16 protein-coding genes are annotated in these 13,111 nt (G+C 60.6%); 9 read left to right on the top strand and 7 right to left on the bottom strand.

Annotation, left to right across the window (positions count from 1 at the left end; all coding sequences use genetic code 11):
• Positions 1–5: 5 nt before the first annotated feature.
• From MRY17_RS07510 to tal, 4 genes are all read left to right on the top strand, one after another.
• Entirely contained in the window at positions 6–248 is a 243-nt protein-coding gene (locus MRY17_RS07510; RefSeq protein ID WP_243353521.1) for a CopG family transcriptional regulator, read from the top strand.
• Complete coding sequence (locus MRY17_RS07505) at positions 238–522, top strand: type II toxin-antitoxin system RelE/ParE family toxin (protein ID WP_243353520.1); 285 nt, start codon at positions 238–240, stop codon at positions 520–522. Before MRY17_RS07510 ends, MRY17_RS07505 begins: the two co-directional genes overlap by 11 nt.
• An 84-nt stretch (positions 523–606) precedes the next feature.
• On the top strand, positions 607–1,590 hold the full coding sequence (gene dusA / locus MRY17_RS07500) for a tRNA dihydrouridine(20/20a) synthase DusA (protein WP_243353519.1): 984 nt from the start codon (positions 607–609) through the stop codon (positions 1,588–1,590).
• Positions 1,591–1,920: 330 nt separating this feature from the next.
• Positions 1,921–2,847 (top strand): transaldolase, encoded by a 927-nt coding sequence (gene tal, locus MRY17_RS07495; RefSeq protein ID WP_243353518.1) that lies wholly within the window; start codon positions 1,921–1,923, stop codon positions 2,845–2,847.
• A 140-nt stretch (positions 2,848–2,987) separates the two neighbouring features.
• Here the strand turns inward: tal and rssC are convergent, their stop codons facing one another.
• Together rssC and rssB are read right to left on the bottom strand one after the other, a co-directional pair.
• The gene (gene rssC / locus MRY17_RS07490; RefSeq protein WP_243353517.1) at positions 2,988–3,470 is read right to left on the bottom strand and encodes an anti-sigma factor antagonist RssC; all 483 of its coding nucleotides are present in this window, start codon (positions 3,468–3,470) and stop codon (positions 2,988–2,990) included.
• Positions 3,470–4,651, bottom strand: a complete 1,182-nt coding sequence (gene rssB / locus MRY17_RS07485) for a two-component system response regulator RssB (protein ID WP_124422828.1) — start codon at positions 4,649–4,651, stop codon at positions 3,470–3,472. The genes rssC and rssB overlap by 1 nt, the downstream gene beginning before the upstream one ends.
• A 276-nt stretch (positions 4,652–4,927) precedes the next feature.
• Here rssB and MRY17_RS07480 point away from each other — a divergent pair, with 276 nt between their 5' ends.
• Positions 4,928–5,224, top strand: coding sequence for a PilZ domain-containing protein (locus MRY17_RS07480; RefSeq protein ID WP_057722959.1), 297 nt, complete (start codon positions 4,928–4,930; stop codon positions 5,222–5,224).
• Positions 5,225–5,287: 63 nt separating this feature from the next.
• Here MRY17_RS07480 and MRY17_RS07475 read toward each other — a convergent pair whose 3' ends face one another.
• The gene (locus MRY17_RS07475) at positions 5,288–5,977 is read right to left on the bottom strand and encodes an MlaA family lipoprotein (protein ID WP_181282452.1); all 690 of its coding nucleotides are present in this window, start codon (positions 5,975–5,977) and stop codon (positions 5,288–5,290) included.
• 196 nt (positions 5,978–6,173) lie between these two features.
• Between MRY17_RS07475 and MRY17_RS07470 the strand changes: the two genes are divergently transcribed.
• Complete coding sequence (locus MRY17_RS07470; RefSeq protein ID WP_243353516.1) at positions 6,174–6,782, top strand: HAD family phosphatase; 609 nt, start codon at positions 6,174–6,176, stop codon at positions 6,780–6,782.
• Between the two features lie 111 nt (positions 6,783–6,893).
• Positions 6,894–7,160 (top strand): DUF4404 family protein, encoded by a 267-nt coding sequence (locus MRY17_RS07465; protein WP_065932315.1) that lies wholly within the window; start codon positions 6,894–6,896, stop codon positions 7,158–7,160.
• 138 nt (positions 7,161–7,298) lie between these two features.
• Here MRY17_RS07465 and queF read toward each other — a convergent pair whose 3' ends face one another.
• Both queF and MRY17_RS07455 read right to left on the bottom strand, forming a co-directional pair.
• A complete protein-coding gene (queF, locus tag MRY17_RS07460) occupies positions 7,299–8,129 on the bottom strand; it encodes an NADPH-dependent 7-cyano-7-deazaguanine reductase QueF (RefSeq protein ID WP_243353515.1) in 831 nt (276 codons plus the stop codon).
• A 66-nt stretch (positions 8,130–8,195) separates the two neighbouring features.
• Positions 8,196–8,708: a cupredoxin domain-containing protein gene (locus MRY17_RS07455; protein ID WP_243353514.1), complete on the bottom strand. Its 513-nt coding sequence runs from the start codon at positions 8,706–8,708 to the stop codon at positions 8,196–8,198.
• A gap of 257 nt (positions 8,709–8,965) precedes the next feature.
• On the opposite strand from MRY17_RS07455, the gene MRY17_RS07450 reads away from it, so the two are divergent.
• Both MRY17_RS07450 and MRY17_RS07445 read left to right on the top strand, forming a co-directional pair.
• Positions 8,966–9,646 carry a heavy metal response regulator transcription factor gene (locus MRY17_RS07450; RefSeq protein ID WP_191951377.1) on the top strand — a complete coding sequence of 227 codons (681 nt, stop codon included), beginning with the start codon at positions 8,966–8,968 and terminating at the stop codon, positions 9,644–9,646.
• Positions 9,643–10,998 carry a heavy metal sensor histidine kinase gene (locus MRY17_RS07445; protein ID WP_243353513.1) on the top strand — a complete coding sequence of 452 codons (1,356 nt, stop codon included), beginning with the start codon at positions 9,643–9,645 and terminating at the stop codon, positions 10,996–10,998. The genes MRY17_RS07450 and MRY17_RS07445 overlap by 4 nt, the downstream gene beginning before the upstream one ends.
• A 117-nt stretch (positions 10,999–11,115) precedes the next feature.
• Here the strand turns inward: MRY17_RS07445 and MRY17_RS07440 are convergent, their stop codons facing one another.
• Positions 11,116–12,360, bottom strand: coding sequence for a lipoprotein-releasing ABC transporter permease subunit (locus MRY17_RS07440; RefSeq protein WP_243353512.1), 1,245 nt, complete (start codon positions 12,358–12,360; stop codon positions 11,116–11,118).
• Positions 12,361–12,421: 61 nt separating this feature from the next.
• Positions 12,422–13,105 carry a lipoprotein-releasing ABC transporter ATP-binding protein LolD gene (gene lolD, locus MRY17_RS07435; protein ID WP_164484517.1) on the bottom strand — a complete coding sequence of 228 codons (684 nt, stop codon included), beginning with the start codon at positions 13,103–13,105 and terminating at the stop codon, positions 12,422–12,424.
• Between the last annotated feature and the right edge of the window lie 6 nt (positions 13,106–13,111).

Below are 13,111 nucleotides of genomic sequence, written 5' to 3'. Positions count from 1 at the left end.
CCGCCATGACTGGAATATCCCTAAACCTGCCGGAAGACCTGTCCAACTCTCTCGCCGACCTGGCCAAAACCAATGGCCAAACAGCGAGCTACCTGGCGATGGACGTTCTTCGAGACCACATCGAGCACGAAAAAACGCTGACCGCTCAGATCGAACTGGCGGTAAAAGACGCCGACGAGGGCAAATTCGCCACTGATGAACAAGTGGCGGCTATGCGCGCTAGGCGCTGGAGCAGGAATGCGGGTTGAGTGGCTTGAAAAAGCACTCAAGAATCTGGAAGACGAAGCGAACTATATTGCTCTCGAAAATTCAAAAGCCGCTGACGACTTCTCGGATGCCATTTTCGCCAGCGTCGACAGACTGGCTCAGTTTCCTTCCATGGGGCGCGATGGTCGGGTGAAACATACCCGCGAATGGGCAGTTCCCAACTGGTCCTATCTGATCCCGTATAGAGTGCGAGGTGATCGACTGCAGACCCTTGGCGTATTCCATACACGGCAACGTCCTCGCTCGAAGTGGTAATGCGCGCAAAACTCGCCTCTCCGGCACCTAACATCCGTTCCTGATAAACTGCGCCCCATTCGCCTCGCTGACTCAGATTCCCCCATGCCCCTACAATCCGCACTCTCCCGCCGCTTCTCCGTCGCCCCCATGATGGATTGGACCGACCGCCACTGCCGCTACTTCCTGCGCCTGCTCTCCAAACACGCCCTGCTCTACACCGAGATGGTCACCACCGGTGCGATCCTCCATGGCGATCACGAGCGCTTCCTGCGCCACAACGAAGCCGAGCACCCGCTGGCTCTCCAACTGGGCGGCAGCGTCCCCGCCGATCTGGCCGCCTGCGCCCGTATGGCCGAAGCCGCCGGCTATGACGAGGTGAACCTGAACGTCGGCTGCCCCAGTGACCGCGTCCAAAACAACATGATCGGCGCGATTCTGATGGCGCACCCTGCCCTGGTGGCTGACTGCGTGAAGGCGATGCGTGACGCGGTGTCGATTCCGGTGACGGTGAAGCACCGTATCGGCATCAATGGGCGGGACAGTTATGCCGAGTTGTGTGATTTCGTCGGGACGGTGAAGGATGCCGGTTGTACCAGTTTTACCGTGCATGCGCGCATTGCGATTCTGGAGGGGTTGTCGCCCAAGGAGAACCGGGACATTCCGCCGTTGCGTTATGACGTTGCGGCGCAGTTGAAGCGGGATTTTCCGGCGTTGGAGATCAATCTTAACGGTGGGATCAAGACGTTGGAGCAGTGCGAGGAGCATTTGCAGACGTTTGATGGGGTGATGCTGGGGCGGGAGGCTTATCACAATCCTTATCTGCTGGCGGAGGTGGACCAGCGGTTGTTTGGCAGTGAAGCGCCGGTGATCAGCCGGGCGGAGGCGTTGGTGCAATTGCGGCCTTATATCGCTGAGCATTTGGCCAGTGGTGGGACGATGCATCATATTACCCGGCATGTGTTGGGGTTGGGCACCGGGTTTCCGGGGGCGCGCAGGTTCAGGCAGTTGTTGTCGGTGGATATTCATAAGGCGGCGGATCCGCTGGCGTTGCTGGATCGGGCTGGGGAATTGTTGGAGGGGCGGTAAGTGGGTAGCTGATGGGCTTTTGTAGGAGCGAGCTTGCTCGCGAAAAATCCATAGCCGCCGCGCTTATTCAGAACGCACGCGTTATCGTTGACGTTTTTCGCGAGCAAGCTCGCTCCTACAGTATTGGGGCAAGCCCAGTGGCGATGAAGGCGCTATCGGGCAGTTGGGTTGAACCTGCCATCGATTCTGGCCTCCTATTGAGCAGTACGGCCGGTATTTAACGGCTGTTTTCAGGTTGTTGCCCCGCGCAAACGACCGAACGTATTTGCGCCCTTGAGCGCCTGCCAGCGCTCGGGTAATGTCATCAGACCCACAGGACAGAGCACGCCCATGACTTCCAAGCTGGAACAACTCAAGCAATTCACCACCGTCGTAGCCGATACCGGCGATTTTTCCACCCTCGCCAAGCTCAAGCCGCAAGACGCGACCACCAACCCTTCCCTGCTGCTCAAGGCTTCATCGATTCCAGGCTATGCCAAGCTGCTGGACGAGTGTGTGCAGGACTGCAACGGCGATGTTGGCCTGGCCAGTGACCGCTTTGCGGTGGCGGTGGGTCAAGAGATTCTCAAAGTAGTACCGGGCCGGATTTCCACCGAGGTGGATGCCCGCCTGTCGTTCGACGAAGACGCGATTCTCAAGCGTGCGCACCGTCTGATCGACCTGTACGACAAAGCCGGCGTCAGCCGTGACCGTGTGCTGATCAAGATCGCTTCGACCTGGGAAGGCATCCGCGCGGCGGAGAAGCTGGAAAAAGAAGGCATCCAGACCAACCTGACGCTGCTGTTCTCCTTCGCCCAGGCCGTGGCCTGTGCCGAAGCGGGTGTGTTCCTGATTTCGCCGTTCGTGGGCCGTATCTACGATTGGTACAAGAAGGCCAACGGCAACGACTACACCGGTTCCGATGACCCGGGTGTGCAGTCGGTGACGCGCATCTACAACTACTACAAGGCCAATGGCTACAAGACGGTGGTGATGGGTGCGAGCTTCCGTAACCTCAGCCAGATCGAAGAGCTGGCCGGGTGTGATCGCCTGACTATCAGCCCGGACCTGCTGGAGAAGCTGGCGGCGGATGAAGGCAAGCTGGAGCGCAAGTTGTCGCCAGGGCACGCCGGTGAAGCGCGGGTGCATATGACTGAAGCGCAGTTCCGTTGGGAGTCCAACGAGGATGCGATGGCGACCGAGAAGCTGGCGGAGGGGATTCGTCAGTTTGCGCGGGATCAGGAGAAGCTGGAGGCGTTGTTGTCGGCCAAGCTGTAAAAGCGGATAGCGGCAAAAAGGGCGGCACCTTGGTGGGTGTCGCCCTTTTTTGTGAAAGCCAGTCTCAACCCAGTCGCAGATTAAATGTGGGAGGGGGCTTGCCCCCTCCCACATTGGTATGTGTTTCGATAGGGAAGCCGTCAGTGGCGTTCCAGGGCGTTGACCAGGTCGTGGAAGGCTTCGCGGTTGGACTCGTTCAGGTCCATCAGGATCTTGTGCGCTTCAAGCACCTTGATCCGTACGATTTCCTCGGACTGGTCCTGGGACGGCAGGTCGGTCAGGCATTCCGGGCAGGGGATCGGGCGGTCAACGATGTTGAACACCTGGTCAAACCCCATGGACTGCAGCAGCCGGGTGATGTCTTCGTGGGTGGTGACCACGGTCGGCAACAGGCCGACCTTCTGCCGCGACAGAATGGACAATTTGGCCAACAGGCCCAGGGTGGTGCTGTCGATGCTGCGGGTTTCGGTCAGATCGATCACGATCGCCGAGAAGTTCAGCGCTGTGAAGATCCGCTCGATCGTCGCATCCAGCGCCGAACACAGGGTCAGGCGCACTTCACCGACAAATTTGAGGACGAAGGTCCCGTCTTGCTCGGCGAATTGGATTCTTCCGGTACTCATCAAAGATTCCTGCTCAACACCAATAGGGCGATATCATCCGGCATCTCCCCTAGCGTGGCCAATCCAAAAACCTGCCGCAGACCATCCAGGCTGCCGCCCGCCGACTTGACCTTTTGGGGCAAGGCGGCTTCTTTCTCTTTGAGTGTAGGCTCTGGAAGAAGGTCCAGGATGCCGTCGGACATCAGCGTCAGGCTGAAGGTCGGCGGCAGTTCCAGAATGTGGTCTTCGTAGGTGGCTTCATTGAACAAGCCCACCGGCAGGCCACGCCCTTCCAGGTAGCGCACACTGTCAGGAGTGTACAAAACAGGCATCGGCAGGTGACCGCCAATGCTGTAGGTCAAAAGACCGGTTTCTTCATCGATCACGCCGCCGACCATCGTTACGTGCTTGCCCAGCTTGCAGCTGATCAGGCCCCGGTTGATGTGGCCCAGCACCTCGGAGGGGGTGAACTCCGGCAAGGTGCCATTGCGCTTGGATTCGAACAACAACCGCGTGGTCATGAACTTCAACAACACGGTGACAAATGCAGAGGATGCGCCGTGGCCGGACACGTCGGCCAGGTAGAACGCCACACGCCGCTCATCCACACGGAAATAGTCGACAAAATCCCCCGACAGGTACAACGACGGGATGATCTGGTGCGCGAACTGGAAATCGTCGATGGTCCAGGGGCTGACCGGCAGCATGTTCATCTGCACCTGGCGACCGGCGTTCTGGTCTTCCTGAAGCAGGTTCAGGCTGGCTTCGAGCTCGCGATTGGCGGTCTCGAGCTTATCGCGGTAGCGCTGGTTTTCCTGCAGCAGGCGTGCACGGTCCAGGGCGCGACGCACCGAGTGCTCCAGCACTGCCAGGTCTTCCAGGGGTTTGATCAGGTAATCGGCGGCGCCCAGGCGCAGGGCTTCAACGGCGTCATTCATGACCCCGGCACCGGACACGACAATCACCGGCGTTTGTGGAGCACGCTCGGTCACCTGGCGAATCAGCTCGAGGCCGCCCATCTGGGGCATGCGCAGGTCGCAGATCACGAGGTCGGGCTGGTCGCGCTCGAATACCTGAAGACCCTGTTGGCCGTTGCCGGCCTGCAGGACGCTGAAGCCACTGTCTTCCAAATAGGCCGCGAGGCTCGCGCGCACTACTTCGTCGTCATCGATTATCAGCAGCGTGGCACTGGTTTTTTGCATGTGGGCAAACGGCGCCAGAATTAGGTTGGCGTAGGTGGCTCGACAATGGCCGGGCTCACGTACTGGATTCGCTTTCTAGCCTCTCTGTCCTACAAAGCATTGGGATTTATCCCATGCACAACCGTAAAGCAGAGGTGCCCTTCTAAGGCGCAGACGGTACTCCCATCCGTGAGGGGTTTCAAGCTCATGCCGATGGTCGCCGAACGTCTTTACACCGCAAATCACCGGGAGTTATAAGAACGTTCATCACCACAACCCAAAGTAAGGACGGATGCTGTGAGCGAACATGAGCGCGACTACGCCGAAAAACGCGACTTCATCCGCATGCGGGTGGATGCCGATGTGTCCTTGATCCACGCCGGGCAAGAGATTGCAGGGGTCTGCCTGGACCTGTCCAGCTCCGGCATGCAGGTGCAGGCACCTCGCCAGTTCAATGTGGGCGACCGGCTCACCGTGCGCATCGATTCAGAGCACGCCGCGCTCAAGGGCCTTGAGGCCGATACCGAGGTGGTGTGGGCCAAGACCGTAGGCGATGAGCAGCAACTGGGCCTGAAGATTTTGAACATGCGCTGATCAGCGCGCATAAAAAAGGCGACCGCTCAAAGGTCGCCTTTTTTTATTTCAAAACGTCACAGCTTAAAAGTCGTCGACAACCTTGCCGTCCTTGACCTTGAACTCACGGTTCTGCAGGTAAGCGTTACGGATAAAGGTGTACTTGTCGCCGCTGATCAGCTTCTCGCTGTCGAGCAGGCTGGCACGGGTGTCGACAAGGTTGAGGCCCATGACGCTGTTACGCACGGACACATCATCCATGTAACGGTACGGCTGGGTGTAGCTGTCCACATACTTGGACGGCGCATCACGCAGAGTGCTTGGGCCCAGCAACGGCAGCATCACGTACGGGCCGCTGCCAACGCCCCAGTAGCCGAGGGTCTGGCCGAAGTCTTCATCGCTGCGCTGCAGCCCCATTTTGGTGCCGACATCGATAAAGCCCAGCACGCCGAACGTGGTGTTGACCAGCAGACGAGCGGTGTCGACGCCAGCATTGTGCGGCTTGAGTTGCAGCACGTTGTTGGCCAGGTTGCCGACATCGCCGATGTTGCGGAAGAAGTTGTGAACGCCGTCCTGCACAAATTGCGGGGTGACGAACTGATAGCCTTGGGCGATGGGCTTGAGGGCGTAGGTATCAACGGTATCGTTGAAGGTGAAGATGGGGCGGTTGACGCCTTCCCACGGATCATCTTCCGTCGCAGCCTGGGCGGCGAACGGTGCCAACAGGACGGTGGCACACACCGACAACTGAGCGAAGTACTGGCTCCAGCGCATAGCTTTTGCTCCTTGAATGGTCTGTCATGGGCGCTATGCCCTGAATAAGGCCGTCAGTATATGACGTAAGTGTCGATTTAGGCAGTCGCAACGAAACGACTTTCATGATTTGAACAAAATTCCTACAAATGCACCCGAATGTCATCCACCTGTCATGCCGCCCCGATAGCGTTGCAGCTATTTCAGGGACGTTCAGATGCCACATGCCGAGATAGCCGTCGCCACTGCCCCCGCGTTGACCGCCGTGTTGTTTGGCCTGAGTGGCTGCCTGGTGGATTTCGGTTCCCAGGCCCGCAGCGACTCACCCTCCCCCGATTCCCAGGCCACCCCCGGAGCGCTGAAAATTCTGCGCAGCCTGAAGGAGCAAGGCGTGCCCTGCGCCTGGCTGGATGAATTACCCCCTTCGGTCACCACCCCACTGGCCACCGCCCTGCCCGCCTGGCTCAAGGCTACCTCGCCTTCCACCATTCGCTGGCCGGCGCCCCACGCCTGCTGGCAAGCCTTGATGGAGCTGAACATCACACAACTGGCGGGCTGCGTGCTGGTCAGCGGCGAACCGCGCCTGCTGCAATCGGGCCTGAACGCCGGGCTGTGGACCATCGGCCTGGCCTCCTGCGGCTCGCTGTGCGGCGTGGCGCCGGAACAATGGCAGGCGCTGAGCGAAAAGGAGCGCGAGCACAAGCGCGGCAAGGCCACCGTGGCGCTCTATGGATTAGGCGTGCACTCGGTGATCGATCACCTCGGCGAACTCGGCACCTGCCTGGCCGACATCCGCCTGCGCCGGCTCAAAGGCGAGAAGCCCTGACAAGGATCATGCACAGTTGGCGCCGGTGGCTTAATCTACAGGTCAGTTCGTAGACCTTTCCCGGCGTGCCGCGGTCTATGCCAGTGCCTATCGATAAAAGGAAAGAATGTCATGCCTGATCGCGAGAAGTTACAACAGCAGGCCGATATCGTGCGCCAGCAACTGATCGACCATCCAGAGTTGCCCGCGGAAAAACGTGAAGCACTTGAAGAGCTGGTTGCCAAATTCGACGTGCAGTTGCAACTGGAGCCGGCCACCCAGACACCCAGCATCGCTGACGATGTAAATCGGGCAGTGGAAGGTTTTGAACTGGACCATCCAGGTATTGCCGGGACACTGCGCAACATCGTGATAACGCTGGGCAACATCGGCATCTAACCTGCCCGCGAGCCAAGCGCAGATCCAAAATGTGGGAGGGGGCTTGCCCCCGATAGCGGAGTGTCAGTCACAGCATCTGTGTCTGACCCCCTGCAATCGGGGGCAAACCCCCTCCCACATTTGGTTTTGTGTGCAGGCTTACTGGCGCGCCAGGCGTACGTTCTGGAACGCCACATCCTCGGTACTGCGATACGGGTTGATATCCAGCCCACCCCGACGCACATACCGCGCATACACAGTCAATTTCGCCGGCTTGAGCAAGCGCTGCAGGTCCAGAAAGATGCGCTCCACGCACTGTTCATGGAAGTCCGAGTGCTGACGGAAGCTCACCAGGTACTCCAGCAGGCTGGCGTGATCCAGCGCCGCGCCACGGTACTCCACCACCACACTGCCCCAATCGGGCTGGCTGGTGACCGGGCAGTTGGATTTGAGCAGGTGGCTGTGCACGCTCTCCTCCATTACACGCGAGTCATCACAGCGCAACAGCTCCGGACGCGGGTGCTCGTAGTTGCTGACGCTGATATCCAGATCATCAATGCACACGCCCGGCAATGCCATCACGCCTTGCGCTTCGATTTCGGCCAGGCTGCGGATGCGCACGCTGACCGGCTTGCCGGCGGCGGCGCTGAGGTCGTTGCGCAGGGTTTCTTCCAGCTGATGTGTATCGGCAAACGCGGTCTGGTTCAACGAGTTGAGGTACAGCTTGAAGGACTTGGACTCGATGATGTTCGGCGAGTCGGCCGGGATGCTGAACTCACCGATGGCCACCACCGGCTTACCGGACGGCAGCAACCAGGACAGTTCGAAGCAGTTCCAGAAATCCACGCCCTTGTAAGGCAGGGTCTCGGCGCTCAGGCCCAGCTCGGCCCACTTGGCGGCGCGAGGGATCGGGAACAGCAACGAAGGGGTGTAGGTGCAAATGTATTCACTGGACTTGCCCAGCGGCGAATGTTCGGCTGCGGGATGCATGGCGGAAACCTGGCTAAATAAACCGCGCCAGTCTACCAGCCTTTGCTCCCGCCCTTAAGGAACGCCTTACTCAACGGTCAGCGTGCCCACCATGCCCGCCTGGTAATGCCCGGGCAGATTGCAGGCGAACTCCAGGCCGGTGGCCTTGCTAAAGGTCCACGTCATCTCGGCGGTTTTGCCGGGTTCGACCAACACGCTGTTCGGATCATCGTGCTTCATCGCGCCGTGCCCCATTTTACTGTGGTCCATGGCTCCCATGCCGGTGGCCGTCAACATGCCGCTGGCCTGCATCTGCAACATCTCCTTCTGGTGTTCGGCGTGCATGGCCGCGTCGCCCAGGTTGAATTCGTGGAGCAACTGGCCTTTGTTGACCAGTACAAAACGAACGGTCTCACCGGCCTTTACGTCCAGGGACTTAGGCGAGAAGGAAATATCCTGCAGCGTCACCTCCACCGTACGTGTGGCTTTGTCAGCCGGTGCCGGTTGGCCAAACGCGTAGGTGCGAGACGCATCAGCCAGTGCATTGAAGCTCAACGCCAACAGGCAGCCCGCCAGCAACAGGGGTGTACGCAACGCCATCTCTCTTCTCCAAAAATACATAACCCGCTCGGGCAGCACTCTAAGATAAGCCCGCTGCCAGCGAGCTGACTGCTAGATTACAACTTTGTCAGGTTACCCCGTTGGCGCGCTCAGCCGCTTATTGTAGTAGGAGCGAGCTTGCTCGCGAAGAACATCAGCACGCCGCGTCAAGCCAGAGAGTACGCGTTATCGTTGACGTTTTTCGCGAGCGAGCTCGCTCCTACAGGGAAGCGTCCATCCTTTGCCAAGAGCCTTACATGAAACTGCTGATTGTCGAAGACCAACCGAAAACCGGCCACTATCTGCGCCAGGGCCTGGCCGAGGCCGGGTTTACCACCGAGTTGGTGGCCGACGGCACCAGTGGGCAGCACCTGGCGCTGACCGGCGACTATGACTTGCTGATCCTCGATGTGATGCTGCCCGGTCGTGATGGCTGGCAAATCCTGCAAGCGGTGCGCAGTGCCGGCCTGGACATTCCCGTGCTGTTTCTTACCGCACGCGACGCGGTGGAGGATCGCGTCCACGGCCTGGAGCTGGGCGCCGACGATTACCTGGTCAAGCCCTTCGCCTTCTCCGAGCTGCTCGCCCGCGTGCGCAGCCTGTTACGGCGTGGCGGCAGCGCGCCGCAGGACACCCACCTGCAACTGGCCGACCTGCGCCTGGACCTGATCCGCCGCCGCGTCGAACGCAGCGGCCAGCGTATCGACCTCACCGCCAAGGAGTTTTCCCTGCTGGAACTGCTGCTGCGCCGCCAGGGCGAAGTGCTGCCCAAGTCGCTGATCGCCTCGCAGGTGTGGGACATGAATTTCGACAGCGACACCAACATCATCGAAGTGGCGATCCGCCGCCTGCGCCTGAAAGTCGACGACGCCTTTCCCAACAAGCTGATCCACACCGTGCGCGGCATGGGCTATGTACTGGAGGAGCGCTTCTCTTGATCCAGCGTCTGTCCCTCGCCAGCCGCCTGGCACTGCTGTTTGCCGCGTGCACCGCCGTGGTTTCGCTGTTCGCCGGCGTGTTGTTCAACCACGCCAGCGAAGCGCACTTTATCGAGCTGGACCAGCAACAATTGGACAGCCGGCTGGTGGCGCTGCGCAGCACGTTGCAGGGTGTCGACTCGCCGCACGCCTTCACCCAACGCGAACCCCAACTGCGCGCCGACCTCAGCCATCAGCCCGACCTCACCTTGCGCATCACGGCGAGCGACCAGCGCTGGCTTGACCAGGCACCGGGCGTTACGTTGCCCGCGGGGCCCGGCCTGCACAGCCTGCAACAGGCAGACACCGCCTATCGCGTGTACAACGCGCCCTTGAACCCCGGCCAACCTGACTCAGCGCAGTTGACCCTGATACTCGACATCACCCACCACCAGCATTTCCTGCAACGCATGCAGCGCTTGATCTGGCTGACCGTCGGCCTCTCGGCCCTGGCCACCGCACTGCTCGGCGCCTGGGCGGCGCGCAGCGGGCTGCGGCCCTTGCGGCGCATGGGCGAGGTCGCCGCTGGCGTGTCCGCCCATTCCCTGACGCAACGCTTGCCGCAGCAGCAGATGCCGGTCGAGTTGGCCGAGCTGGCGCAGACCTTCAATGCCATGCTGGGGCGGCTGGACGATGCATTCCAGCGTCTGTCGGCCTTCTCCGCCGATATCGCCCATGAACTGCGCACACCGCTGTCGAACCTGCTGACCCAGACCCAGGTCATCCTCACCCAGCCGCGCCCACTGGAGGATTACCGCGAAGCACTGCACAGCAACCTGGAGGAATTGCAGTGGATGGCGCAATTGGTCAACGACATGCTGTACCTGGCCAAAGCCGATCACGGTTTGCTGACCCCCAGGCGCGAGCCGTTGGCACTGGCCGATGAAGTGGAGGCGTTGCTGGAGTTTTTTGCGCTGCTGGCCGAAGACGCGCAGGTTTCGTTGATATGTGAAGGCCATGCCCACGCGGCCGGTGATCGCGGCATGTTGCGCCGGGCCTTGTCCAATCTGCTGGAGAACGCACTCAGGTTTACCCCGGCGGGCGGTGAGGTGCGGGTACGCCTGGCAGACGATGAACGCTGCGTGAGGCTGACGGTGGAAAATACCGGAGAGGGCATTTCGAAAGATGTGTTACCCAAGCTGTTCGATCGCTTCTACCGGGCCGATCCGGCGCGGCGCGAAGGCAGCAGCGAGCATGCGGGGCTTGGGCTGGCGATCACCCAGTCGATTGTGCGGGCGCATGGGGGGAGGATTTATTGTGAGTCTGAGGCGGGGTGGGCGCGGTTTGTGATTGAGTTGCCCAGGGAAGATTGATGCAAGCCGGGCCGGCCCCATCGGGGGCAAGCCCCCTCCCACAGTGGACCGCGTTTATTCAGGAGAAAAGAGGTCAAAATGTGGGAGGGGGCTTGCCCCCGATAGCGGTCTCATCCGCTACGAATACCTGAGCGCATGCGCCGGCTCAATCTTCGCCGCCCGATACGCCGGGTAAATTGTCGCCAGGAAGCTCAGCACAAACCCCGCCGAGCAAATCAGCAACACATCACCCCCTTGCAGCTCGGACGGCAGGTTACTGACGAAGTACACATCCGAACTGAAGATGTGCTGCCCGCTCACCCGCTCCAGCCAGCCCACCAGTTCGCTCACGTTCAGCGCCGCAAGCACCCCCAGCACGCCGCCGATGAGGGTGCCGACCACGCCGATCACCGTGCCCTGCACCATGAAGATCGCCATGATCTGCCGAGGCGTGGCGCCGATGGTGCGCAGGATCGCAATGTCGGCGCCCTTGTCGTTCACCACCATGATCAAGGTGGCGATGATGTTGAAGGCGGCCACCGCAACGATCATCAGCAGCAGCAGGCCGATCATGGTTTTTTCCATCTTCATCGCACTGAACAGGCTGCCCTGGGTGTGGGTCCAGTCGTCCGCCTTATACCCCGCGCCGAGGCTGGCGGCGATGTCCGCCGAGACCTTGGGCGCCGCGTACAGGTCGGTCACCGCCAGGCGCACGCTCTGCACCTGGTTGGGTTGCCAATGCTGTATTTCGGCCGCGTCGGCCATATTGATCAAGGCCATGGAGCCGTCCAGCTCGGCGCCCACCTTGAAGATACCCACCACGTTCAAGCGCTGCATGCGCGGGGTGATGCCGCCCGGCGCGGTGCTGATTTCCGGCACGATCAAGGTCAGTTTGTCGCCCACGTTGAGGCGGAAGCGGCGTGCGGTGATGTCGCCGATCACCACACCGAACTCACCGGGCTTCAGGTCGTCCAGTTTGCCGCGCACGATGTGCTTGGCCACGATCGACACCTTGCCTTCCTGGGCCGGATCGACGCCGCTGATCTCAATCGGCTGCATCGCGCCCTTGTAGGAGAACATGCCGTCCATCTGTGTGAACGGTACCGCCGCCGTCACTTGCGGGTTCTTCATCGCGGCAGCGGCTACCGGTTGCCAGTCATCGATCGGCTTGACGCCGACGATCGTAGCGTGGGGCACCATGCCGAGGATGCGCGAGCTCATTTCGCGCTGGAAGCCGTTCATCACCGAGAGCACCACGATCATCGCCAATACGCCCAGGGCGAGGCCGATCATTGAGGTCATCGAGATAAACGAGACAAAACGGTTGCGGCGTTTGGCGCGGGTATAGCGCGTGCCGATGAAAATCGATAACGGTCTGAACATTCGCTTGCACCGCCTGAAAAAATAAAAAAGCCCGGCCTCGAAAAACCGGGCTTGCAGCCACTCAGATAGCGACCAGATGACCTTCCTGCAGATGCAGTACGCGGTCCATCTGACGGGCCATGCTCATGTCATGGGTCACCACCAGGAACGCGGTGCGCATCTGGGTGCTCAGCTCCAGCATCAAGTCCTTGATGCCCTGAGCGGTGTGGGAGTCGAGGTTGCCGGTCGGCTCGTCGAGCATCACCAGCCCCGGGTTGTTCACCAGGGCACGGGCGATGGCCACACGCTGACGCTCACCACCGGACAGCTCGGCCGGCTTGTGCTCCAGGCGATGGCCGAGGCCGACGCGCTCCAGCAAGGCGGTGGCACGCTGGCGCGCCTCGGGGATCGCGGTCTTGCCGATCAGCAGCGGCATGCACACGTTTTCCAGGGCGGTGAATTCCGGCAGCAGGTGGTGGAACTGGTACACAAAACCCAGCGAACGGTTGCGCAACTGGCCACGGGCCTTTTCATTCAGGGCCGACAGCTCTTCACCGGCCAGCCATACGCTGCCCTGGGACGGCGTATCGAGGCCGCCCAACAGGTTGAGCAAGGTACTTTTGCCGGAACCGGAACTGCCGACGATCGCCACGCGTTCGCCCGGATGCAGTTCAAGTTGCAGGTTGGCCAGCACCACCACGGATTCCGGGCCTTCCTCGTAGGATTTGCCCAGGTTGCGGCAGCTCAGGATTGCTTTTTCACTCATGCCCGA

It is taken from the genome of Pseudomonas orientalis (assembly GCF_022807995.1).
In the GTDB taxonomy this organism is placed as follows: Bacteria; Pseudomonadota; Gammaproteobacteria; order Pseudomonadales; family Pseudomonadaceae; genus Aquipseudomonas; species Aquipseudomonas orientalis_B.
The sequence above is the reverse complement of the archived record's forward strand: the minus strand, read 5'-3'. Positions and strand labels throughout refer to the sequence as shown.

Bases quoted from the DNA above. Each gene is read 5' to 3' on its own strand.
- MRY17_RS07440 (WP_243353512.1), bottom strand. From the start codon at position 12,360: ATGTTCAGACCGTTATCGATTTTCATCGGCACGCGCTATACCCGCGCC.
- lolD (WP_164484517.1), bottom strand. From the start codon at position 13,105: ATGAGTGAAAAAGCAATCCTGAGCTGCCGCAACCTGGGCAAATCCTAC.
- MRY17_RS07470 (WP_243353516.1), top strand. From the start codon at position 6,174: ATGCCACATGCCGAGATAGCCGTCGCCACTGCCCCCGCGTTGACCGCC.
- tal (WP_243353518.1), top strand. From the start codon at position 1,921: ATGACTTCCAAGCTGGAACAACTCAAGCAATTCACCACCGTCGTAGCC.
- dusA (WP_243353519.1), top strand. From the start codon at position 607: ATGCCCCTACAATCCGCACTCTCCCGCCGCTTCTCCGTCGCCCCCATG.
- MRY17_RS07505 (WP_243353520.1), top strand. From the start codon at position 238: ATGCGGGTTGAGTGGCTTGAAAAAGCACTCAAGAATCTGGAAGACGAA.
- MRY17_RS07475 (WP_181282452.1), bottom strand. From the start codon at position 5,977: ATGCGCTGGAGCCAGTACTTCGCTCAGTTGTCGGTGTGTGCCACCGTC.
- MRY17_RS07465 (WP_065932315.1), top strand. From the start codon at position 6,894: ATGCCTGATCGCGAGAAGTTACAACAGCAGGCCGATATCGTGCGCCAG.
- MRY17_RS07510 (WP_243353521.1), top strand. From the start codon at position 6: ATGACTGGAATATCCCTAAACCTGCCGGAAGACCTGTCCAACTCTCTC.
- queF (WP_243353515.1), bottom strand. From the start codon at position 8,129: ATGCATCCCGCAGCCGAACATTCGCCGCTGGGCAAGTCCAGTGAATAC.
- MRY17_RS07450 (WP_191951377.1), top strand. From the start codon at position 8,966: ATGAAACTGCTGATTGTCGAAGACCAACCGAAAACCGGCCACTATCTG.
- rssB (WP_124422828.1), bottom strand. From the start codon at position 4,651: ATGCAAAAAACCAGTGCCACGCTGCTGATAATCGATGACGACGAAGTA.
- MRY17_RS07455 (WP_243353514.1), bottom strand. From the start codon at position 8,708: ATGGCGTTGCGTACACCCCTGTTGCTGGCGGGCTGCCTGTTGGCGTTG.
- rssC (WP_243353517.1), bottom strand. From the start codon at position 3,470: ATGAGTACCGGAAGAATCCAATTCGCCGAGCAAGACGGGACCTTCGTC.